Consider the following 20,091-nt stretch of genomic DNA (forward strand, 5'->3'; position numbering starts at 1 on the left):
TCAAATTTAGTTTGTGGTATTTTCTCGTTGTATCAATGGTTCTACTTGAGGCTCATTAAAATCTATCATAGGCACTACTTGATTATTTTGAGGTGGATTTGTTAATTGCATTTTTCTTGGATCAAGAAATTTCACTTCAAGTCTAGAATCCTTATCTTCTATATACACAGTAAAAATTGCCTCACCTTTTTTGTATTCGCTAAATTCTAAAATAAGCCTTGCTCTATCAATATGTGGATTTTTATAATCAGGAATTAAAGTTTGGGTTACCCAGTCCAAATTTCTTCTTAAACTCATCACAAATTGACGCGGATATTTACGAAATTTAGAATGAACGACTATATTGGTATTATCAAACAAAGTCCAATAAAAATCAAAATTTTGAACCCCATTATCATAACCAAGCTCTTTAATCTCCACGCTAGCTCTCTCGTCTTTTTTAAGTGTAAATTTATATGTATAATCAAAAACAGGAGCAGCATTTAAAACAATGCAATTTGCCATCAAAGTAAAAAAAACCAAAAGCCTAATGCTCATTAGCCCTCATGTCCTAAAATTTTAGCACCTAATTCTATAAAAAGATCGTTTTGCCTTTCTTGAATAAAATCTCCATTTTCAAGTATAAAGCTTTTCATATCCATTTCATTAAAACCTTGTTTTTCTAAAAGCTCGATCATAGCAATATGATCAGCAAAAAAGTTTTCAAATACTTTTTCTAAAGCTCCTAAATTTCCATTTTGTATAATTTCTATAAATTTTTCCTTAGGAGTTTTATTAAACATTTCGTCAAAAATATCCATTGAATTTCCTTAATAAATATGTTTTTGATTATAAAATTTTAATCGTTAAAAGTAGCTAAATTAAAAAATGAAAAAGTTTAAAAATTTATTTCAAGAAGCAATAAATTTGGGAATAAACCCAAATTTATTTAAGAATGAGCTTTGGTTTCTTGTGCATATTTAACACCCAAATCAAAAGCTTTAGAATTTGCATCTCTTGTTTTAGCTGGAACCATATGAAGCATCGTTTCTTTAAGAATATCCAAATCAATACATTTACTCATATAAGCAGCTATGGCTAGTGCAACAACTGATTGAGTAGCTACATTACCTACCTCATCTTTAGCTATAGTAATGATAGGAATTTCAAAAATTTGCCATTTTTTATAATCTTCGCTTTCAGGATGAACCAAATTTGGTTCTACAACTATGATGCCACCCTCTTTTACTCCGCCACGAAAACCTTTATAACCCTTATCTGCAGTTGAAAGCATAAAGTCTACTTCGCCCTCTACCGCATAAGGAAAAAGAATTTCTTTATCATCGATGATAATATCAACCTTAGTCGGACCTCCACGCACTTGGGAAGTATAAGTTGAAGCTTTAAAGGCTTGACGACCTTCTTTAATCGCTGCTTCAGCTAAAATTTCTCCTGCGGTGATAACACCTTGACCACCCTCACCACCAAATCTTAATTGATATTTCATTTTAAGGCTCCTAAATCAACCATTCTTTTTTCTTTGGCTGCACGACGCACTTCTTCATAAGCATGACAATATTCTGGCTGCGTGCTATCTTCATATAAAACACCTGTTGGGAATTTATCTTTTCTTTCTTCAAAATCCATACTTTCAAATTTAGACTTATCCACAACACGATTTTTAATCCAATCAAGCATAGCCACTGCTTCACCCATTTTATTTTTTCTACCTAGGTTAATATGACAATTTGAGAAAACATCAACAAAGCTATAACCTTTGTGTGCTAAAGCTTTATAAATTAAATTTTCTAATTTATTTGCCTCAATAACATTTCCTCTTGCCACAAAAGAAGCTCCAGCAGCTTTAGTTAATTCGCAAGCATCAAAATTTGGATCGATATTTCCAAATTGTGCAGTTACTGTATAAAAACCTTTTGGAGTAGTTGGAGAAGTTTGAGAATTAGTAAGCCCATAAATAAAATTGTTGATTACAATATGAGTTAAATCTATATTTCTACGACATCCATGTATAGTATGATTTCCACCAATTGCTAAAGTATCACCATCGCCACTTACTACAATAACATGTTTGCTAGGATTGGCTAGTTTTATGCCTGTTGCATAAGCAATAGCTCTACCATGAGTAGTGTGCACGGTATTGCAATTTACATAAGAGCTCATTCTACCGCTACATCCTATACCTGAAACAAGACAAACATCATCCATATTCCAACCCAGCTTTTCTATCGCGCGGATAATACATTTTAAAACTACACCATCGCCACAACCCCAACACCATTGAGTAGGAAGTTTATCAGTTCTTAAATATTCATCATAATTAAACGCCATTTTATATATTCTCCTTTACTTTAGCAATGATTTCGCTAGGTGTTATAGGACGACCATTTGCACGATGTAAGCTAATAAAATCACGACGAGAACTTACTCTTTCAATCTCCTCAAGATACTGTCCCATATTTAATTCGCTTACCATTACCTTTTTAAATTTGCTTGCCACTTCAGCAATTTTCTTTTCAGCTACAGGATAAAGTGTGATAGGGCGGAAAAGTCCTACCTTAATACCCTCTTCTCTGAGCCTATTGATAGCTTCTTTAGCAGAACGACTTACGCTTCCGTAAGCTATGATTAAAAATTCAGCATCATCAAGCATATATTCTTCATAAGTACAAATATCATCTTGGTTGTTTTTAATTTTACCTATAAGTCTTTCCATGTTTTTCTTAACTATAGCGCCATCTTCTGTTGGAAAACCTATATCTCCATGATGAAGTCCGGTTACATGATAGCGATAGCCAGTAAAAAATGGATTGAGTGTTGCAGGTTCATTTTCGCCCGCTGCATAAGGTTTATAATCTTTTTTATCGCCTGTGAATTTTTTACGATTAATAATTTCTATATCTTTTAAATCAGGCAATACCGCTTTACCATTCATATGCCCTACAGTTTCATCCATAAGTAAAAATACAGGAGTCATATACTTTTCAGCCAAATTAAACGCTCTTATGGTTTCTGTATAAGCTTCTTCTAAACTCGCTGGTGCGATAGCCACACTAGCAAAATCCCCATGAGTAGGTGCTTTTGCTTGAAATAAATCCCCTTGAGCCACCCTTGTTGGAAGACCTGTTGAAGGACCACCACGCATAACATTTACAATAACAAGTGGAATTTCAGCGATAAAAGCAAGACCGATTTGCTCTGCTTTAAGCGAAATTCCAGGACCACTACTTGCGGTCATTGATTTTACGCCACTCATAGCAGCACCAATAGTCACACTTACACCCGAAATTTCATCTTCCATTTGTATAAAAGTTCCATCATTTGCAGGAAGCATATGGCTTAATTCATGTGCAATTTCAGAACTTGGTGTAATAGGATAACCTCCAAAAAATTTACATCCACAATCAATTGCTGCTTTTGCAATCAAAACATTACCTGTTGCTATAACTTCTCTCATTGTCTTTCCTATGCTAATTTTTTATATTTATTATTTTTTACTGCTACGGCTCTGTCTTTAGCTTCCGGAGTCAGTTTGGCAAATTTAAATTCATCTCTTTTTGCCACCATAATAGCAAAATCTGGACAATGTGTTTCACACTCAGTACAACCTATACAGGACTCAGGATGTACAACCTCTATCATTTGTCCCAAAACCGCATGAACATCATCGCGCATAGCTAAAACCCCTGCAGGGCAATAGCTAACGCAGATATTGCAAGCTTTACATCTATGCTCATCTACCCAAACAGGGGTATCTTTTGGAGCTGCTATACTCATATCTTTTTCCTTTTTTAGCCTAATATTTTTTGTATTTCTTCACCGATTAAAGCTGGAGAATCCACTACATGAATTCCATAAGACTTTAATGCTTCTTTTTTAGCTGCAGCACTTTCATCAGCACTACCTACTATAGCTCCTGCATGTCCCATTCTTTTACCTTTTGGCGCAGTCGCTCCCGCAATGAATGCTACCACAGGTTTGCTAATATTTTCTTTAATAAATTTTGCTGCTTCTACTTCTAAGCTACCGCCGATTTCCCCTATCATAACAATAGCTTTTGTTTCGTTATCTTTTTCAAATTCACTTAAAAGTTCTTTATAAGCAAGTCCTATGATAGGATCTCCACCAATGCCTACTGCTGTTGAAATTCCATACCCACCTTGAACTACTTGATTAGCTGCTTCATAAGTTAAAGTTCCACTTTTTGAAATAAGCCCTACGCAACCCTTTTTAAAGATAAAGCCTGGCATAATGCCTAATTTGCATTCTTCAGAAGTAATGATTCCTGGACAATTTGGTCCTATAATTTTCATGCCTTTTTTATTTGCATACTGCTTGGCAAACATCATATCTTTAACCGGAGTATGTTCTGTAATTACAACAGCAAGCTTAATGCCTGCATCCGCTGCTTCAATCACACTATCACCTACTGCAAAAGCAGGAACAAAAATCAAACTTACATCAGCTCCTGTGGCTTTAACTGCATCTGCAACTGTATCAAAAACAGGCTTGCCAAGATGAGTTTGACCACCTTTATGAGGAGTTACACCTCCGACTATATTTGTACCATAAGCCATACACTGCTCTGCATGAAAAGTTGCTTCTTTACCTGTAAAACCTTGAACTATTACTTTTGTATTTTTATTAACCAATATACTCATTTTTTATCCTTATCCTACTAAACTTTTTACTAATTCTGCACCATTTTTAAGATTGGTTGCTGCTTTGATATTTTTAAGATTTGAACTATCTAAGATCGCTTTTGCTTCAGCTGCATTTGTACCATCAAGACGCACTACGATAGGAATGTTCACCTCAACATTTTTAGTTGCCTCCAAAATACCATTTGCGATTCTATCACAACGAACAATACCACCAAAAATATTGATAAATATTACTTTAACATTTTTATCTCTTAAAATGATTTCAAAAGCTTTTGCAACTGTTTCAGCAGATGCGCCACCGCCCACATCTAAGAAGTTTGCAGGTTTTGCACCACTATAATTGATAATATCCATTGTTGCCATAGCAAGTCCTGCACCATTTACCATACAAGCAACATCACCGTCTAATTTTACATAACTTAAACCAAATTCAGCTGCTTCTCTTTCAGCAGGATTTTCTTCTGTGATATCTCTAAGTTCGGCAATCTCTGGATGGCGATAAAGCGCACTGTCATCAAAACTACATTTTGCATCAAGAGCGTAAAAATCTCCTTCTGCAGTTTTAATTAAAGGATTGATTTCAAGCATATTCATATCTTTATCCATATAAAGCTTATAAAGTTTTGCTATCATAGAAATAAGTTTTTTGCTTTCATCTTTATCTAATCCTAAAACCTTTGCCACTTCAAGACCATGAAACATTTTAAAGCCAATTTGTGGATCAATGCCTACTTTTGCGATTTTTTCAGGGCTTTCTTTAGCCACTTTTTCTATATCCATCCCCCCTTCGCTTGAAGCAATGATTGTAATTTGTTCTGCCATTCTGTTAAATAAAATAGCCAAATAATATTCTTTTACTATATTTGCACCACTTTCTATATAAAGTTTTTGCACGAGCTTACCTTCAGGTCCTGTTTGATGAGTAACCAAATTCATTCCTAAAATTTTACTTGCATAATCTTTTACCTCATCTAAATTTTTAGCGATTTTAACACCACCGCCAAGACCACGACCACCTGCATGGATTTGAGCTTTCACAGCCCAAACGCTACCGCCTAATTCTTTAGCATTTTCTACAGCTTCTTCTACGCTAAATGCAACCTTTCCCTTTAAAGTAGGGATACCATTGTCTGCAAAAATCGCTTTTGCTTGATATTCATGTATATTCATTTATCTTCCTTTATATATTGATATTTTATTAATGATTTTTTTACCTTGTCTTTTTCTTCGTCGCTAAGTTCAAGCTTCATAATCTCAACAACGCCCTCTAAACCCAATCTTGCCATAGTACCTAAAGCTTTATTTTGCACTCCAAATTCTCCATGCAAAATCACACTCATAGGTAAAAATTCTCCACTTCTTATAGATTCGAGCATTCTTACACAAGCGCTTGCAGGTGCCAAATATGCTGAAGTTTTAAGATGTTTAATCACCTTTGCTCCACCGGTTTTAACTTCATTTTCCAAATCCTCAAATTCTTCTTCACTTAAAAGTTCTCCGAGTTTTTGATTTTTAACACTTGCATAAGATTTTACTAAAACCATATCATCATTATGAAAACCAATTAATCTTGTATCCACACTTGAAATTCTAGCTTTTAACTTTTTAGCTACTTCATACTTAAATCTTGCATTGTCTAAAACCCCTGCCATAGCAACAATTTTTTTAGAAGAAAAAATTCCACTCTCATAAAGAGTATTGAGCAAAAAATCCACCGGATTTGTTAAAATGATAAAAAGTGGATCAGGATTAAATTCTTTAATTTTTTTAGCACAATCAAGCATAATGTTTGTATTTAGCTGCAAAAGCTCTTCTCTACTTTGGCCATCTTTTCTTGCAAATCCTGCGCTAAAAAGCACAATATCAGAATTTTTTGTATAAGTATAATCCTTAGTACAAGTTAATTCTATGTCTAAATTTAAAGCAGCTATGCTTTGGGATAATTCTAATTCCCTTGCAATCAATAAATCTTCATTGATATCAACTAAAACAATCTCATTTGCCAATTCACGCAAAATTAAAGCATAGGCTACGCTTGAGCCTACATTCCCTGCACCGATGATTGTGATTTTCATCTTTGTCCTATTTTTTCTATGATAGCATTAAAAGTTGCACTTGGGCGCATAATTTTATTTGCTTTCTCATCATCAAATTTATAATATCCACCCAAATCGACTTTCACACCTTGTGCATCATTAAATTCGGCTCTAATTTTTTCTTCATTAGAGGAAAGCTCTAAGGCAATATCTTTAAAAAAGCTTTGAAGCTCCATATCATTTGCTTGTCTTGCCAAATGATTTGCAAAATACATTGCTAAATAAAAATGGCTTGTACGATTATCATCTTCTTTTACTTTTCTTGATGGAGCTTTATTGTTTTCAAGCCATTCACCTATAGCCTCATCAAGACATTCTGCTAAGACTTTAGCTTTATGATTATTGCATTTATTAGCATAAAATTCTAAGCTTGCTTGTAGGGCTAAAAATTCACCCAAGCTATCCCAACGCAAATGATTTTCTTCGACTAATTGTTCTACTTGCTTTGGTGCTGAACCTCCTGCTCCGGTTTCAAACATAGCTCCACCCTTTAACATAGGCACAACAGAAAGCATTTTAGCACTTGTTCCAAGCTCTAGAATAGGAAAAAGATCGGTTAAATAATCTCTTAAGACATTTCCTGTAATAGAAATAGCATCTTTTCCAGCACGAATCAATTCTAAGCTTTTTAAGCAAGCTTCATAAGGAGCAAGGATAGCTATATTTTTATTTTTTTCCTTAAGACGGTTTTGAACTAAATCTATCATAATTTTATTGCTAGCTCTTTTACTGTCTAGCCAAAAAATCGCTTCAGCTCCTGTCAAATCAGCTCTTTCTATACCCAAATCGATCCAATTTAAAACAGCGTCAAATTTAGCTTGATTGGCTCTATAAATATCACCTTTTCTAACTTTATGCTCTAATAAAACCTTACCTTTGGCAATGATTTTAAACACTCCATCTTCTTTAGCAACAAATGTTTTATCATGTGAGCCGTATTCTTGAGCTTTTTTAGCCATCAAACCTACATTAGATACACTGCCTAATTTCGCAGGATTTAAAGTGCCATTCTTATGCAAATCTTCGATAACCGCTTCATAAATAGTTGCGTAAGTTTGATCAGGGATAACTGCATTTGTGTCTTTTTCTTTGCCTTCTTTATCCCATAATCTTGCACCATTTTTAAGCATAGCAGGCATAGAAGCATCAACAATAACATCGCTTGGAACATGTAAATTGGTGATACCCTTATCTGAATTTACCATAGAAATATCAGCACGACTGTTTAAAATTTCGTTGTATCTTCTTAAAATTTCGTCTTTCTTGCTTGAAGTTTGCACCTTGCTTAAAAGTTCGCTCAATCCATTGTTTGGATTGATTCCAAGTGTTTCAAATTCATCTTTAAATTCATCAAATAATTCTTTAAAAAAGATTTTTACCGCATAACCAAAAAGTATAGGATCGCTTACTTTCATCATCGTAGCTTTTAAATGAAGAGAGAAAAGTAAATCATTATCTTTGCTTGCTTTGATTTCTTTAGCATAAAAATCTTGCAATTTTTCTACATCCATAAAGGTTGCATCTAAAATTTCATTTTTTTCAAGCTTTAAGCCTTCTTTTAAAATTTCACTTTTGCCACTATCTGCAACAAATTCAATACTTGCTACACAATCCTCATCGATTAAAACCGCTTTTTCATTAGAAAAGAAATCACCTTCTTTCATATAAGATACACGAGTTTTAGAATTAGGATTAAACTCAACCACACGATAAGGATTATTCTTTGCATAATCTTTTACCGCTTTAGTAGAACGGCGATCTGAATTGCCTTGTCTAAGCACAGGATTAACCGCTGAACCTAAAACTTTTTGATATTTTGCTTTTATTTGAAATTCTTCATCGTTTTTTGGTTCGTCTGGGTAGTTTGGTAACATATAACCCTTTTCCTGCAATTCTTTAATAGCAGCTTTCAGCTGTGGAATAGAAGCTGAAATATTTGGAGTTTTGATTAAATTTGCATCTGATTTTTTTACGAGCTCACCCAAAAGCTCCAAAGCATCTTCGCATCTTTGATCTTCTTTTAGATACTCACTAAAAGTAGCTAAAATTCTTCCAGATAGCGAAATATCAGAAGTTTTTACTCCTATATGCGCCTTGCTTAAAAAAGCTTTTACTATAGGTAAAAACGAATAGGTCGCAAGTGCTGGAGACTCATCTGTCAAAGTGTAAGTAACTTGCATTTTCTGTCCTTTTAAACACTAATTTTATTTTTCAATCTAAAGTATATTACAATTAAAAAAAAATGCAAGAGTAAATTTAAAGTTTGTTTTAGTTTTAAAACAAACTTTAAACACTTTTAATTAAACAAATTAGAAGGAAGTTGTATGATATTTTTAATCAAATTAAAAGGGGTTTTTAAAGTATCGCTTAAAATTTGAGTGTGAAATTTTGGATCATCTAAAGCGCCATCGACTTTTATATTGGCGCTTATCTCTTGATTTTTCCCCAAAATAACATAATTTAAAATCGGAACCTTTGAAATAGTTTCAGAAGCTGATTTTAAAGTTTTTAATTCTAAATCTATATCTATGGTATTTAATCTTAAATTTGCACTGCCTAAACCATACAAATCCATACTGTTGCCATTTAAATTAATCGCTTCAAAACTTAACAAATCCTTTTTACGATTAAAAACAACTCTTCCATCATGCAAACTTAAACCTTTTTCATTAAAAGTAGGAGTTTTAAACATCAAAAGACTTGGAACCGTATCGATAAAAGATATAAGCTGATTAACCCCTTTAAGATCCCTTATAAAGGTATCTTTAAAATTAAATTCCCCCTCAAAATAATCTAGGCCACTACCTATCACGCTAAAATTAAAGACACCCTCTTGCACAGCCCGTTTTTGCAAAAATTCATTCAGATATTCATCGTTTATATTTTTAATAAATAATTTCAAATCATTAGGACTATAATGAAGATCAAAATTTGCATTCTTGCGAGTAGCCCTAGCATCTAAGATATCACTTTTTAAATTTGCCTCCATTTTATCGAAATTTAGAGTTTTGTTAAAATCTGCTAAAATCAAAGTGAGATTTTCTCCATTAAGTATAATATTTTGAGTATTTTTTGCTATATCAAATGAAGAAGTAGAAGCATTTTCATCTTTTTGGTAAATATAAGTTAAATTTTTAAGATGTATGGTTTTATTATTATCAATAACCTTAACATTAGCTAAACCACTTTGTGTATTTATGTTTAAAACACCACTTTTACGAACAATACCAAAGCTATCATTTTCGTAAGGCTTGTTATTAACCAATAAGTTATTTTTAAAATGAGCATCCTGTATTTGCGCATTAAAATCATTAAAGTCTACACTTTTATAATAAATACTTTTTGCACCCATAAAACCGAATTTTTTTAATAAAGGCGAATGAGGGATTAAAATATTAGGATTGTTTGCATATATCTCAAGTCCTTCTTTAAAATTTAAAGTCAAATCCCATTCTGGCACACTAAGCTGTAAATCATCTGTATAGTCTAAATTTATCTTTGTTTTTTGATTTCTCATATCAAAAAGCTCGCCATTGTCAAAATATAATCTTGAAATTTGAGTATCAAAAATACCCTTATGGGTAGCTAGATCGATTTTAGCATTAAAATCTGCTTCCAAAAACTCATTTTTTACGCTTGCATTTTCTATACTCAAATCATTTTGATTTAATTTAACAAAAGCTCTAGCCACGCTAAAATTTGCTAATGAAAGCTCCGCATTTTCTAAAGACAAAGTGCCATTATATTTTACATCACCCTTTTCGTTAAAATCGATTATAAGCTCTAAATCACTTCCAAGTTTTCCACTTTTTTGGTAAAAAGGTAAATTTAAATCATAATTTTTTAATGCCTTAGCAAGTTTTTCATCAAATTTTAAATTTTTAGATTTGATGCGCAAGTAAATTCCATGCTTTTTATTATCAAATAAATCATATAAAAACACCTTGCTTTCACTTAAATCTGATTCATTATAACTTGCCTTATTGAAGGTAAAATTTAATTTTTGATTGCTTAAATTTAAATCAAGTTTTGGAAAATTAATAGCATTCATTTGATTATCCAAACGAACTTTTACATTATTTGCATAACCCCAAGCACTGATATCATCAAAATAATAATTATTTTTAGAAAAATCAATAAAACCTTGAATAAAATCAAAATGATAAAAATCTCCTTTAGCCCTATGCACAACCCAAAGAACTAAAGGTTCGGGCAATGCTATTCTTTTTTTTGCTTGATTGAAAATAGTGGCAATATCTCTAATATTGATATCTTCAAATTTATAGGCTAGGTTTTGATTTTTGTAAGAAATATTTATCTTAAAATCAGCCAAATCACTATTTGCTTGGCCTTTAAAATTATAAAATTCACTTTTTGCATTAATACTTAAATTTCCATCTATGCTTAAATTATAATCTTTAAGCAAAAGATTTTTAATATCAGCATTAATTTCCTTTCCTTCTCTGTGTAGCGCAAGTTTTAAAAACAATAAATCATTATCTACAAAAAATTCATCATTTTTAAACAATATACGCATATGATTATCTTTGATATTGAAATTTTGTATGTCTATTTCCTCAACAAAAGTATAAAGATATTTTAAATTCTTAGTAATATTTAACAATTCCTTAGAAGCAAAGTCAGAATTTACATTCTTATCATCCTGAATACTTGCATTGTTATCTTCATTAAATGTGATATTTTTTGCTCGCACAATGAGTTTTTTATCTAATTTAATATATAATTGCTCCAAATTTAAAAAACTAAATTGGATATGAGATATGAGAATACCATTCTTAAGAACTAAAAATACAACTGAGATAAATACAATTAAAATAAGTAATGCATATACAATTTTCTTTTTCATTAGAAACTTCTTTTTGATATTTATTTTAGGAATTTTTTATTATTTAACGCAACCTTTAAAAAGCAATTCTGTTGTTTTTTTGCCTCAAGGTTCCATTGCTCAAATTATAACACATCTAAAACAAAATAAATATGAAATGAGCACGATTGATAAATATATCTTATTTTTCTTGGGTCACCCTCAATCAGGCTGGATAAATATAGGCACAAAAGAACTCAATAGAATAGAATTTTTACACAAACTCACCATAGCTAAAGCAGCATTAGAAACCCTTACTCTCATCCCTGGAGAAACCAGTGTGATTTTTTTAGAGCAAGCTGCAAAACAATTAGAACTTGATAAAAACACGCTTTTAGCCGAATTTGAAAAACAAGCTACATATAAAGAAGGGGTTTTTCTTCCTGAAACTTACAAAATTCCAAAAGGAATCACAGAAGCACTTTTGGTTCAAGTTTTGCTCAAACATGCAGAAAATTCAAATAGAAAAACTTCGGAGAAAATTTTTGGCGAATACAATGCCAAAAAATGGCACCAATACATCATAACAGCATCAGTCATTCAAAAAGAAGCGGCTAATGAAAGCGAAATGCCTATAGTTGCAAGCGTTATTTATAACCGTATAAAAAAAGGTATGAAGCTCCAAATGGATGGAACTTTAAACTATGGATTTTATTCTCATACAAAAATCACTCCTCAAAGAATAAGAGAAGATAATAGCTCTTATAATACTTATAAATTTGAAGGTTTGCCTAAAGAGGCAGTTTGTAATGTCTCTTTATCTGCAATTCGCGCTGCTATCTTTCCTGCAAAAACTGATTATTTATATTTTGTAAGAGATAAAACCACAGGGGCGCATATTTTTAGCACCAATCTCAATGATCATAATAAAGCCATTCAATCACAAAAAAACAAATAACTAAAATTGCAAAAATTTATGCAAGTTGGAACAGTATTTGCTTGTTAATTTTTGAAATTATAAAAAGGATAAAAAATGATTAACCCATTCAAATCAAAAGAACTTATCACAAGTGCTTTAGCGGGTAGAAATTTAAGAAATCAACTCATCAATGCAAACCTTGCAAATGTTGACACTCCTTTTTATAAAGCAAGAGATATTGAATTTGAAACTGCTTTAGTAAATCGTGCAAATGAAATCTTTAAAAAAAATGATAATAAAGAATTACAATTAGCAATAACTGAAGAAGGACATCAAAAACCTTGGAAATTCCCAGATCCTAGCAAATCTACTATTTATCTAAGGGATGGACATTTAGCAAGAAATGATGCAAATACTGTGGATTTAGATGTTGAGACAACTGAAATGAGTAAAAATACAGTGATGATTACAGCTCTTGATGGGGTCTTAAGAAGACAAAGTAATATTTTTAGCTCTATACTTGATGCAAGTTCTAAATTAAGTTAAAGGTAAATTATGGCATACTTAAGTGATTTTGATATTAGCGGATATGGTTTAAGTGCGCAACGCTTTAGAATGAATGTTATTAGCTCCAATATAGCTAATGCAAACACAACAAGAACAGCTGAAGGCGGACCTTATCGAAGACGCGAAGTGATCTTTAAAGCGACAGATTTTGATAAGCTTTTAAACGAGCAAATTAATAAGGACAATAACTTTTTAAAATATGAAAATCCTTTAAATGATCCAAGCTCACCTGAAGAGGCAAAGCCTGCTATACAAAGCGTTGTTGTAGATAAAGTCGTAAGAGATGATAAAGATTTTCGTATGAAATATGATCCTTCTCATCCTGATGCTAATGCGCAAGGCTATGTAGCATATCCAAATGTAAATCCTGTCATCGAAATGGCAGATTTGATTGAAGCAACAAGAGCTTATCAAGCTAATGTTAGTGCTTTTACAAGTGCAAAAACCATAGCTCAAAGTGCGATTGATTTATTAAGAGGATAATAAAATATGAATAATATTAATGATTTAAGATTAAATAATAACATTTCAAATGCAAACAAAAGCCAAAATTCTAATGATAAAATCGGCGATGAATTTGCTAAAATGCTTAAAAACGAAATCGAAGATTTAGATAAAACTCAAAAAACTGCAGAAGCTGCGATGACAGATATTGCAACAGGACAGGTAAAAGATTTACACCAAGCAGCTATTGCTATCACAAAAGCTGAAAGCAGTATGAAATTTATGCTAGAGGTTCGAAATAAAGCTATCAGCGCTTATAAAGAAATCACAAGAACACAAATTTAAGCTGTATGCAAGAGCATAAGAAAAATCGTGTTTCAAAAGTCGCCTTTGCTTACTGCATGGCGCTTTTTTTTATGATCATTTTTCTTAGCTCTACCTTTTTTCTCACTTCAAAGCGCCATATCCCCAACACTGAAAAAGATCAATACTCTCTTGCCTTACGCGGAAATATCATCACTAAAGATAATTTTACTATCACAAGCTCAAGGCAAATTTATCGCGCAGAAATTGATTTAAGAAGTATCAATAAGGATAAATTTGATTTATTTTTAAAGCTTTTTCAAATATATAGTGGAATTAGCGATGATGAAATTGCAGATATTAAAAAAAGAATTCAAAAACAGAAAAAACGATCCTATCATTTTATCCTTTCTCAAAATTTAGATTCTAAACAAGCAAGCTATCTTAGAGATCTTGCAAAAAAGCTTTATATACAAGGATTTTTTAAAGCATTTACCAATAACCTAGGAAAGGTTGAAACAAGAGGTTTAAGCATTATCGAACATGAAGAAGATAGAATTTATATGTCTAAAGATGCTTTAACTCCAGCCATAGGTTATACTAAAATGGTTTTAGATCCTCAAAGCGGAATTTTAAAAAATGTTGGAGTAAAAGGACTTGAAAAATACTATGACGACTGCTTAAGTCCACTCCAAAATGAAAAAATTCAAGGCCTAAAAGATATAGGTGGAAATATAATCTTAAATTTAAACTCATTGCAGCAAAAAAAGATTGATGGCTGTCTTTTATATCTTAATATATCCTTAAAACTTCAAAAAAGCATTGAAAAAGCGATTGATGGAAGAAATGAAGATTTAAAAGCTAATGAAATCATAGTCGGAGTTATGGATAGTAAAACAGGTCAAATTCTAGCTCTGGCAAGTTCTAGGCGTTATGATCCCCAAAATCGCGGTAAAGATTTATCTGTTTTAAATGCAAGCGCTATAGAGTATGGATATGAAGCAGGATCGGTTATCAAGCCTTTTATTTTTACAACTGCTCTAAGACTTGGCAAACTCAAGACAGATGAAGTAATTAACACCTATGGTGGAGCTTATAAACTGGGGCGTTTCACTATTAGAGATGATCATAAAATGGATCAAATGACTATGGAAGAGGTGATTAGATATTCTTCTAATATAGGTATGATACAAATTGCGAAAAGATTGAGTAATCTTGAAATCATTGCTGGACTTAAAATTTTTAAATTTGGCGAAAAAAGCGGAATTGACTTGCCTTACGAGCAAAAAGGAGAAATCCCTAATTCCAAGCGCTTAAGAGATATAGAAAAGTCGGTATTAAGCTATGGATATGGCTTAAAAACAACCTTTATACAACTACTTGCTGCTTATAATGTTTTTAATAACAATGGAGTTTACATCACTCCGCATTTGGCTGAAAAATTCTATCAAGATGGACGCTTTGTAAGTCTTGAAGAGGATATCAAAAAAGAAGTTATTTTAACCCCGCAAGCAGCGCAAACCATGCAAAAAATTCTTATTGATGTTATAGAAAAAGGTACAGGAAAAAAAGCTATCACTCAAGGTATAATCGTAGGGGGTAAAACAGGAACTGCGCGTATTGCAGAAAGACAAGGCTATACCTCCAATCGCTATAATGCTTCTTTTTTCGGTTTTGCCAACGATACAAAACATAACTATACCATAGGGGTTTTAGTAAGAAACCCTACCAAGCCTTATAGTTACTATGCTGCTCAAAGTGCTTTACCTATGTTTAAAGATGTTGTAGATATTTTAATCAATGAAGATTTTCTAACCCCTATCATCACAGAAAATAATCAAACTCTTAATTAATATCATCCCAAAGCACCTTTTCTCTTGCGAAAATGATTTCAACGGCATCTATAAGATCTTTAGCAATCTTAGCAATAAAACTTGTATCATTAATTATAGATATACCCTCTGCGGTAGTGATTTTTCTAACTAAAATAAGATGTTCGACATTATTAAGAGTTAAACCATCAATTTCTTTTAGAATTTCCTTACCTTTTTGAAAATTTTTAATAATCAAATACACTTTTTCATCGTCCACGCTTCTAAGCTCTTGAATACTTCTTAGCAATTCTCCTAAATTAGATCTTATTTTATTGTATTCTAAGGCCAAATCTTTATTACCGCAATTAGAGTATTTTTTGATATTTTCTTGAACTAATTTTAAATTTTTAGTTGCCTCTGTAAGATTTTTAGCAGCGATTTTAAAAGTAAAAATTCTGTGATTTTTAAGTTCATCATCTATGTGAATTTGCGCTTTGGTTGAAAAGTCAATGATAGCTTCAAAAAGCACTTTGATTCTAGTTTGATACAAATAATCCAAATCCACATTTTTACTAAACCATTTTTTATTTTGCAAAATTTCTTCAAAGCTTTTATTGCTTTGTATATCTTTACGACTCAACCCTATAGCATGAGCGATAATCGCATACGCATTATCATAAAGATGTTCGCTTTCTTTTCGCAAAGCTTCGATAGCTGTATCACTAAATTTCAATAAACTAGGTTCAAGATATAAGGGTCGATCTTTATTTTTATCTTTAGGTGCTTTAACGATTTTGTTTAAAAAATTTACCAATTGTGGGATAAACAATACAAAGATAAATATTCCTAAAAGATTAAACAAAGTATGAAATAAGGCCATTTTTAAAGCTAAATTTTCTATATTTAAAATTTTTGCCATCCCATTTAAAAAATCAATAAAATAAGGAAAAATAAGTATGATTATAATTGCAATAGTAAAATTAAAAATACAATTTGCAAAAGCAAGCTTTTTGCCCTCAACATTAGTACTTAAAGAAGCTAGCACAGCTGTTACCACACCTCCTACACTCGTACCCAAAGTCGCTGCTAAAGAATTTTCAAAACTGATTTGCCCTGTCAATAGTGCTGTGACTATAATGGCTATTGTTGCTGTGCTTGATTGAATAATACCTGTAAGCAAAGCCCCAAGACCTACAAAAATCAACACTCCCTTAAAACCTGTAAAATCAAAATAAGACAAATCTATAACATCTTGAAATTCATTAAAACCATTTTTTATATAATCCACTCCTAAGAAGAAAAAACCTATACCTATAAAAATATTTCCAAAACTTTTAATCATATTATCTTTTTGAAAGAAAAACAAAACTCCAATTACGAGCAAAGGTATAGCCAAGATAGAAATATTAACTCTTGTAAGCCAAACAATCAACCATGAACTTGCAGTATTTCCCAAATTTGCACCAAAAATAATACCCACACCAGCAACTAAAGATATTAGTCCTGCGCTCAAAAAAGAAAGAGAGATAATCGAAACTAAAGTTGAAGATTGCATGATAAGAGTGCTAATAGCACCAAAAAGTATGCTTTTAAGTTTTGTATTTGTCGAGTGAGTAAGAATTTTTTCAAGCAAGCCGCCACTAAAAGATTTAAATCCTAGGCTTAAATTGGTCATTCCTATAAGTAAAACTGCAACTCCAGCCAATAAATTAGCCAATTCACTAAATCGAATTAAAGCAAAGATTAAAACCAAAGTAAAAATACCCCAAAAAGTCATCTTGAGATATTTTAAAAAGTTTTTGCGTTCTTGCACCTTAGCCTCTAAGCTTTTCAAATTCATTCATCAAATTTTCTCTTAAATTTTCAGCCTCTTCTTCGCCATTTTCCAAATATTCAAGCAATAATTTTTCAAGCTCTTTTAAAAAATCAAAAAGCTCACTTTGCCATACACTATCGCTTTTATTGCTTAAATTCATTGTTTGTATGAAGGTAAGCTCTCTGCTTAAATCCCCTAATTTTTCCAATAATTCATCTTTTTTATCTTGATCTTTTAAGGTAAAACTATTATTTTGAACCCCATCCTTAAATTCTCTAATTCTTTCATCGATAATATCACAAAATTTGGGATAAATATCTGATTTTATAGGCTCAAGCAAGGCCTTTTCATCTATATTTAAAGTAAGTTTTTTAAGTGCAAAATAAAGGAGTAAAAAAGATAACGCTGCTATCAACAAATAAAGTCCTATCATATCAAGCCTTTTAATGCCAACATCCCACCATCTAAATTTACACTTTCTAAACCGAGTTCATTTTTAATAAAATTTGCAGCCATCATACTTCTATGACCTCCACGACAAATAAAAGCAAGTTTTTTATTTTCATTTCTTCTCGCTTGAAATTCTTCTAAAAAATTAGCATTTAAAAGCCCATGATTATCATACAAAGCTACACATTCAGCATGAGGTAAAACACCCTCCTCCCATTCAGCTGGAGTGCGAACATCAAAAATTTGATATTCGCTTAAATCCTGCTTCATCCAAACACTTGCTGGGAGATTTGTAATCATGAGAAAGCCTTAGTGATGATTTTTGTAAGGCTTGCATTAAATTCAGCCGGATTATCCACACCCATACCTTCGCTAAGTTTTGCCATATTTAAAACTAAGGTTGCTATATCAGCACTAAAAGTTTCATTATTTTTAAGACCTGTAAAAATGGCGTGTTTTGGATTGATTTCTAAAATAGGTTTAAAGTTTTGTTCTTGTCCCATTTGTTTTAAAAGCTGCTGCATTGCAAAATCAGGCTTATTTTTATCATAAACAATACAACTTGGACTATCTTTTAAACGACTTGTAAGTCTCACATCTTCAACTTGATCCTTTAAAAGCTCTTTAAATTTAGCCACCAATGGAGCAAATTCATTTTTTTCCTCATCGCTTAATTCATTTTTATCTTCAACTTGATTAATGGCTATAAATTTCAAGCCTTCATATTCTCCAAGCATAGGAGCAACCAAAGAATCAATCTCATCATCCATAAGTAATACTTCTATATTTTTTTGCTTATATTCTTCAAGTAAAGGTGAATTTCTAAGCAAGCTTTCATTGTTTCCAGTGATATAGAAAATTTCTTTTTGCTCGCCTTGTATATCATTTTTATATTCTTCTAAAGAGCGCAAACTTTCACCCTTAGTGCTTTTATAAAGCATGAGTTTTAAAAGACTGTCTTTTTCGCCACCAAAACCATAAAGTCCCTCTTTTAACACTTTGCCAAAATTCTTAAAAAAGCTTAAATATTTTTCTTTATCTTTATTTTTAAGTTTTTCAAGCTCGCTAAGTATTTTTTTAACGCTGGCTTCTTTTACGCCTTTTAAAATTTGATTTTCTTGTAAAATTTCACGGCTTACATTAAGTGGTAAATCCTCTACATCAATAATCCCGCGCACAAAACGCAAATAAGTCGGTAAAAGCTCCTTATCATCATCGCTGATAAATACGCGTTTTACATAAAGTTTTAATCCGCTTTGATAATCCACACGATAAAGATCAAAAGGTGCATTTTGCGGAATAAAAAATAAAGAATTGTATTCTAATTTTCCCTCACTCTTAGTATGAAGATAAAGCAAAGGCTTGTTAGAATCGTGAAAATTTTGCTCATAAAATCTTTCATAATCCTCTGTCTTAAGGCTTGATTTTTGCATTCTCCACAAGGCATTAGCTTTATTAATTTGAGAAATTTTAAGCTCGGTTTTTCCTTCTTCCTCGCCCTCTTTAGCAGGGATAAATTCCTCTTTTTCCATAAAAATTGGAAATTGGATATGATTTGAATATTTTTCTATAATACTTTCGATTTTATAAGAATTTGCAAATTCATCATCTTTTAAATATAAAGTAATACTTGTCCCTTGCTCTTCTTTAGTCGCATCTTCAATCTCATAGCCATTTGCATCAGAAATCCAAAGATAAGCTTTATCATCTAAAGCTTTTTTGCTTAAAACTTCGATTTTACTAGCCACCATAAATGCAGAATAAAAACCTACACCAAATTGTCCTATAAGTTGAGAATCTTTTTTTGCATCACCACTTAAATTCTCTAAAAAACTTTTTGTACCACTTTTTGCTATGGTTCCAAGATTGTTAATAAGATCATCTTTATCCATACCTATACCATTATCGCTAATAGTAAGGGTTTTCTTATCTTTATCGATTTTAATATCTATTCTAGGTTCAAATTTTAAACTTTTATATTTATCATCACTCACGCTTAAAAAATTAAGTTTATCTAAAGCATCACTTGAATTTGATACAAGTTCTCTTAAAAATATTTCCTTGTTTGAGTATAAGGAATGAATCATCAATTGTAAAAGTTGATTTACTTCAGTTTGAAACTGCATTTTTTCTCCTTTATAAATTTTGAAACAGATATTTTAGCAAAAAATACAAATTCTAAGGTAAATTTCAAGA

20 protein-coding genes are annotated in these 20,091 nt (G+C 31.8%); 5 read left to right on the forward strand and 15 right to left on the reverse strand.

Annotation, left to right across the window (positions count from 1 at the left end; genetic code table 11):
* Nucleotides 1–6: 6 nt before the first annotated feature.
* The 11 genes from KAR67_RS00790 to KAR67_RS00840 form a co-directional block, all read right to left on the reverse strand.
* Nucleotides 7–537: a hypothetical protein gene (locus KAR67_RS00790; protein ID WP_002780877.1), complete on the reverse strand. Its 531-nt coding sequence runs from the start codon at nucleotides 535–537 to the stop codon at nucleotides 7–9.
* Nucleotides 537–800, reverse strand: coding sequence for a DUF2018 family protein (locus tag KAR67_RS00795; RefSeq protein WP_002780876.1), 264 nt, complete (start codon nucleotides 798–800; stop codon nucleotides 537–539). Before KAR67_RS00795 ends, KAR67_RS00790 begins: the two co-directional genes overlap by 1 nt.
* A 128-nt stretch (nucleotides 801–928) precedes the next feature.
* Nucleotides 929–1,486 (reverse strand): 2-oxoacid:acceptor oxidoreductase family protein, encoded by a 558-nt coding sequence (locus KAR67_RS00800; RefSeq protein WP_002776094.1) that lies wholly within the window; start codon nucleotides 1,484–1,486, stop codon nucleotides 929–931.
* The gene (locus KAR67_RS00805; protein WP_002776093.1) at nucleotides 1,483–2,328 is read right to left on the reverse strand and encodes a 2-oxoglutarate ferredoxin oxidoreductase subunit beta; all 846 of its coding nucleotides are present in this window, start codon (nucleotides 2,326–2,328) and stop codon (nucleotides 1,483–1,485) included. The genes KAR67_RS00800 and KAR67_RS00805 overlap by 4 nt, the downstream gene beginning before the upstream one ends.
* Nucleotide 2,329: 1 nt before the next feature.
* Nucleotides 2,330–3,454: a 2-oxoglutarate synthase subunit alpha gene (locus tag KAR67_RS00810; RefSeq protein WP_002776092.1), complete on the reverse strand. Its 1,125-nt coding sequence runs from the start codon at nucleotides 3,452–3,454 to the stop codon at nucleotides 2,330–2,332.
* 8 nt (nucleotides 3,455–3,462) lie between these two features.
* A complete protein-coding gene (locus tag KAR67_RS00815; RefSeq protein ID WP_002776091.1) occupies nucleotides 3,463–3,774 on the reverse strand; it encodes a 4Fe-4S binding protein in 312 nt (103 codons plus the stop codon).
* Nucleotides 3,775–3,788: 14 nt separating this feature from the next.
* Nucleotides 3,789–4,658 carry a succinate--CoA ligase subunit alpha gene (gene sucD, locus KAR67_RS00820; RefSeq protein ID WP_002776090.1) on the reverse strand — a complete coding sequence of 290 codons (870 nt, stop codon included), beginning with the start codon at nucleotides 4,656–4,658 and terminating at the stop codon, nucleotides 3,789–3,791.
* Between the two features lie 9 nt (nucleotides 4,659–4,667).
* Entirely contained in the window at nucleotides 4,668–5,831 is a 1,164-nt protein-coding gene (gene sucC / locus KAR67_RS00825; RefSeq protein ID WP_002776084.1) for an ADP-forming succinate--CoA ligase subunit beta, read from the reverse strand.
* A complete protein-coding gene (locus tag KAR67_RS00830; RefSeq protein WP_002786005.1) occupies nucleotides 5,828–6,736 on the reverse strand; it encodes a malate dehydrogenase in 909 nt (302 codons plus the stop codon). Before KAR67_RS00830 ends, sucC begins: the two co-directional genes overlap by 4 nt.
* Entirely contained in the window at nucleotides 6,733–8,937 is a 2,205-nt protein-coding gene (locus KAR67_RS00835; RefSeq protein WP_002786003.1) for an NADP-dependent isocitrate dehydrogenase, read from the reverse strand. The genes KAR67_RS00830 and KAR67_RS00835 overlap by 4 nt, the downstream gene beginning before the upstream one ends.
* A gap of 116 nt (nucleotides 8,938–9,053) precedes the next feature.
* Complete coding sequence (locus KAR67_RS00840) at nucleotides 9,054–11,624, reverse strand: AsmA-like C-terminal domain-containing protein (RefSeq protein WP_131235546.1); 2,571 nt, start codon at nucleotides 11,622–11,624, stop codon at nucleotides 9,054–9,056.
* Here KAR67_RS00840 and mltG point away from each other — a divergent pair.
* The 5 genes from mltG to KAR67_RS00865 all read left to right on the forward strand — a co-directional run bounded on the left by mltG (nucleotide 11,539) and on the right by KAR67_RS00865 (nucleotide 15,668).
* Nucleotides 11,539–12,540, forward strand: coding sequence for an endolytic transglycosylase MltG (mltG, locus tag KAR67_RS00845; protein ID WP_002825081.1), 1,002 nt, complete (start codon nucleotides 11,539–11,541; stop codon nucleotides 12,538–12,540). The two genes, KAR67_RS00840 and mltG, sit on opposite strands and share 86 nt — an antisense overlap.
* A 75-nt stretch (nucleotides 12,541–12,615) precedes the next feature.
* Complete coding sequence (gene flgB, locus KAR67_RS00850) at nucleotides 12,616–13,047, forward strand: flagellar basal body rod protein FlgB (RefSeq protein WP_002776076.1); 432 nt, start codon at nucleotides 12,616–12,618, stop codon at nucleotides 13,045–13,047.
* Nucleotides 13,048–13,056: 9 nt separating this feature from the next.
* Nucleotides 13,057–13,551: a flagellar basal body rod protein FlgC gene (gene flgC / locus KAR67_RS00855; RefSeq protein WP_002776072.1), complete on the forward strand. Its 495-nt coding sequence runs from the start codon at nucleotides 13,057–13,059 to the stop codon at nucleotides 13,549–13,551.
* Between the two features lie 6 nt (nucleotides 13,552–13,557).
* A complete protein-coding gene (gene fliE / locus KAR67_RS00860) occupies nucleotides 13,558–13,857 on the forward strand; it encodes a flagellar hook-basal body complex protein FliE (RefSeq protein ID WP_002776071.1) in 300 nt (99 codons plus the stop codon).
* 5 nt (nucleotides 13,858–13,862) lie between these two features.
* Nucleotides 13,863–15,668, forward strand: coding sequence for a penicillin-binding protein 2 (locus KAR67_RS00865; RefSeq protein ID WP_002780868.1), 1,806 nt, complete (start codon nucleotides 13,863–13,865; stop codon nucleotides 15,666–15,668).
* On the opposite strand, the gene KAR67_RS00870 is transcribed toward KAR67_RS00865, so the two are convergent.
* The 4 genes from KAR67_RS00870 to htpG are packed head-to-tail and all read right to left on the reverse strand — an operon-like array spanning nucleotide 15,661 to nucleotide 20,021.
* On the reverse strand, nucleotides 15,661–17,469 hold the full coding sequence (locus tag KAR67_RS00870) for a Na/Pi symporter (RefSeq protein ID WP_002780866.1): 1,809 nt from the start codon (nucleotides 17,467–17,469) through the stop codon (nucleotides 15,661–15,663). The genes KAR67_RS00865 and KAR67_RS00870 overlap by 8 nt on opposite strands.
* Nucleotides 17,444–17,878, reverse strand: a complete 435-nt coding sequence (locus KAR67_RS00875) for a hypothetical protein (RefSeq protein WP_002780864.1) — start codon at nucleotides 17,876–17,878, stop codon at nucleotides 17,444–17,446. The genes KAR67_RS00870 and KAR67_RS00875 overlap by 26 nt, the downstream gene beginning before the upstream one ends.
* Complete coding sequence (locus KAR67_RS00880; protein ID WP_002780862.1) at nucleotides 17,875–18,195, reverse strand: rhodanese-like domain-containing protein; 321 nt, start codon at nucleotides 18,193–18,195, stop codon at nucleotides 17,875–17,877. Before KAR67_RS00880 ends, KAR67_RS00875 begins: the two co-directional genes overlap by 4 nt.
* Nucleotides 18,192–20,021 (reverse strand): molecular chaperone HtpG, encoded by a 1,830-nt coding sequence (gene htpG, locus KAR67_RS00885; protein ID WP_002780860.1) that lies wholly within the window; start codon nucleotides 20,019–20,021, stop codon nucleotides 18,192–18,194. Before htpG ends, KAR67_RS00880 begins: the two co-directional genes overlap by 4 nt.
* Nucleotides 20,022–20,091: the final 70 nt, after the last annotated feature.

Source organism: Campylobacter sp. JH32 (assembly GCF_017846535.1).
GTDB classification, from domain to species: domain Bacteria; phylum Campylobacterota; class Campylobacteria; order Campylobacterales; family Campylobacteraceae; genus Campylobacter_D; species Campylobacter_D coli.

Bases quoted from the DNA above. Each gene is read 5' to 3' on its own strand.
- KAR67_RS00790 (WP_002780877.1), bottom strand. From the start codon at position 537: ATGAGCATTAGGCTTTTGGTTTTTTTTACTTTGATGGCAAATTGCATT.
- KAR67_RS00795 (WP_002780876.1), bottom strand. From the start codon at position 800: ATGGATATTTTTGACGAAATGTTTAATAAAACTCCTAAGGAAAAATTT.
- KAR67_RS00800 (WP_002776094.1), bottom strand. From the start codon at position 1,486: ATGAAATATCAATTAAGATTTGGTGGTGAGGGTGGTCAAGGTGTTATC.
- KAR67_RS00805 (WP_002776093.1), bottom strand. From the start codon at position 2,328: ATGGCGTTTAATTATGATGAATATTTAAGAACTGATAAACTTCCTACT.
- KAR67_RS00810 (WP_002776092.1), bottom strand. From the start codon at position 3,454: ATGAGAGAAGTTATAGCAACAGGTAATGTTTTGATTGCAAAAGCAGCA.
- KAR67_RS00815 (WP_002776091.1), bottom strand. From the start codon at position 3,774: ATGAGTATAGCAGCTCCAAAAGATACCCCTGTTTGGGTAGATGAGCAT.
- sucD (WP_002776090.1), bottom strand. From the start codon at position 4,658: ATGAGTATATTGGTTAATAAAAATACAAAAGTAATAGTTCAAGGTTTT.
- sucC (WP_002776084.1), bottom strand. From the start codon at position 5,831: ATGAATATACATGAATATCAAGCAAAAGCGATTTTTGCAGACAATGGT.
- KAR67_RS00830 (WP_002786005.1), bottom strand. From the start codon at position 6,736: ATGAAAATCACAATCATCGGTGCAGGGAATGTAGGCTCAAGCGTAGCC.
- KAR67_RS00835 (WP_002786003.1), bottom strand. From the start codon at position 8,937: ATGCAAGTTACTTACACTTTGACAGATGAGTCTCCAGCACTTGCGACC.
- mltG (WP_002825081.1), top strand. From the start codon at position 11,539: ATGAGAATACCATTCTTAAGAACTAAAAATACAACTGAGATAAATACA.
- KAR67_RS00840 (WP_131235546.1), bottom strand. From the start codon at position 11,624: ATGAAAAAGAAAATTGTATATGCATTACTTATTTTAATTGTATTTATC.
- flgB (WP_002776076.1), top strand. From the start codon at position 12,616: ATGATTAACCCATTCAAATCAAAAGAACTTATCACAAGTGCTTTAGCG.
- flgC (WP_002776072.1), top strand. From the start codon at position 13,057: ATGGCATACTTAAGTGATTTTGATATTAGCGGATATGGTTTAAGTGCG.
- fliE (WP_002776071.1), top strand. From the start codon at position 13,558: ATGAATAATATTAATGATTTAAGATTAAATAATAACATTTCAAATGCA.
- KAR67_RS00865 (WP_002780868.1), top strand. From the start codon at position 13,863: ATGCAAGAGCATAAGAAAAATCGTGTTTCAAAAGTCGCCTTTGCTTAC.
- KAR67_RS00870 (WP_002780866.1), bottom strand. From the start codon at position 17,469: ATGAATTTGAAAAGCTTAGAGGCTAAGGTGCAAGAACGCAAAAACTTT.
- KAR67_RS00875 (WP_002780864.1), bottom strand. From the start codon at position 17,878: ATGATAGGACTTTATTTGTTGATAGCAGCGTTATCTTTTTTACTCCTT.
- KAR67_RS00880 (WP_002780862.1), bottom strand. From the start codon at position 18,195: ATGATTACAAATCTCCCAGCAAGTGTTTGGATGAAGCAGGATTTAAGC.
- htpG (WP_002780860.1), bottom strand. From the start codon at position 20,021: ATGCAGTTTCAAACTGAAGTAAATCAACTTTTACAATTGATGATTCAT.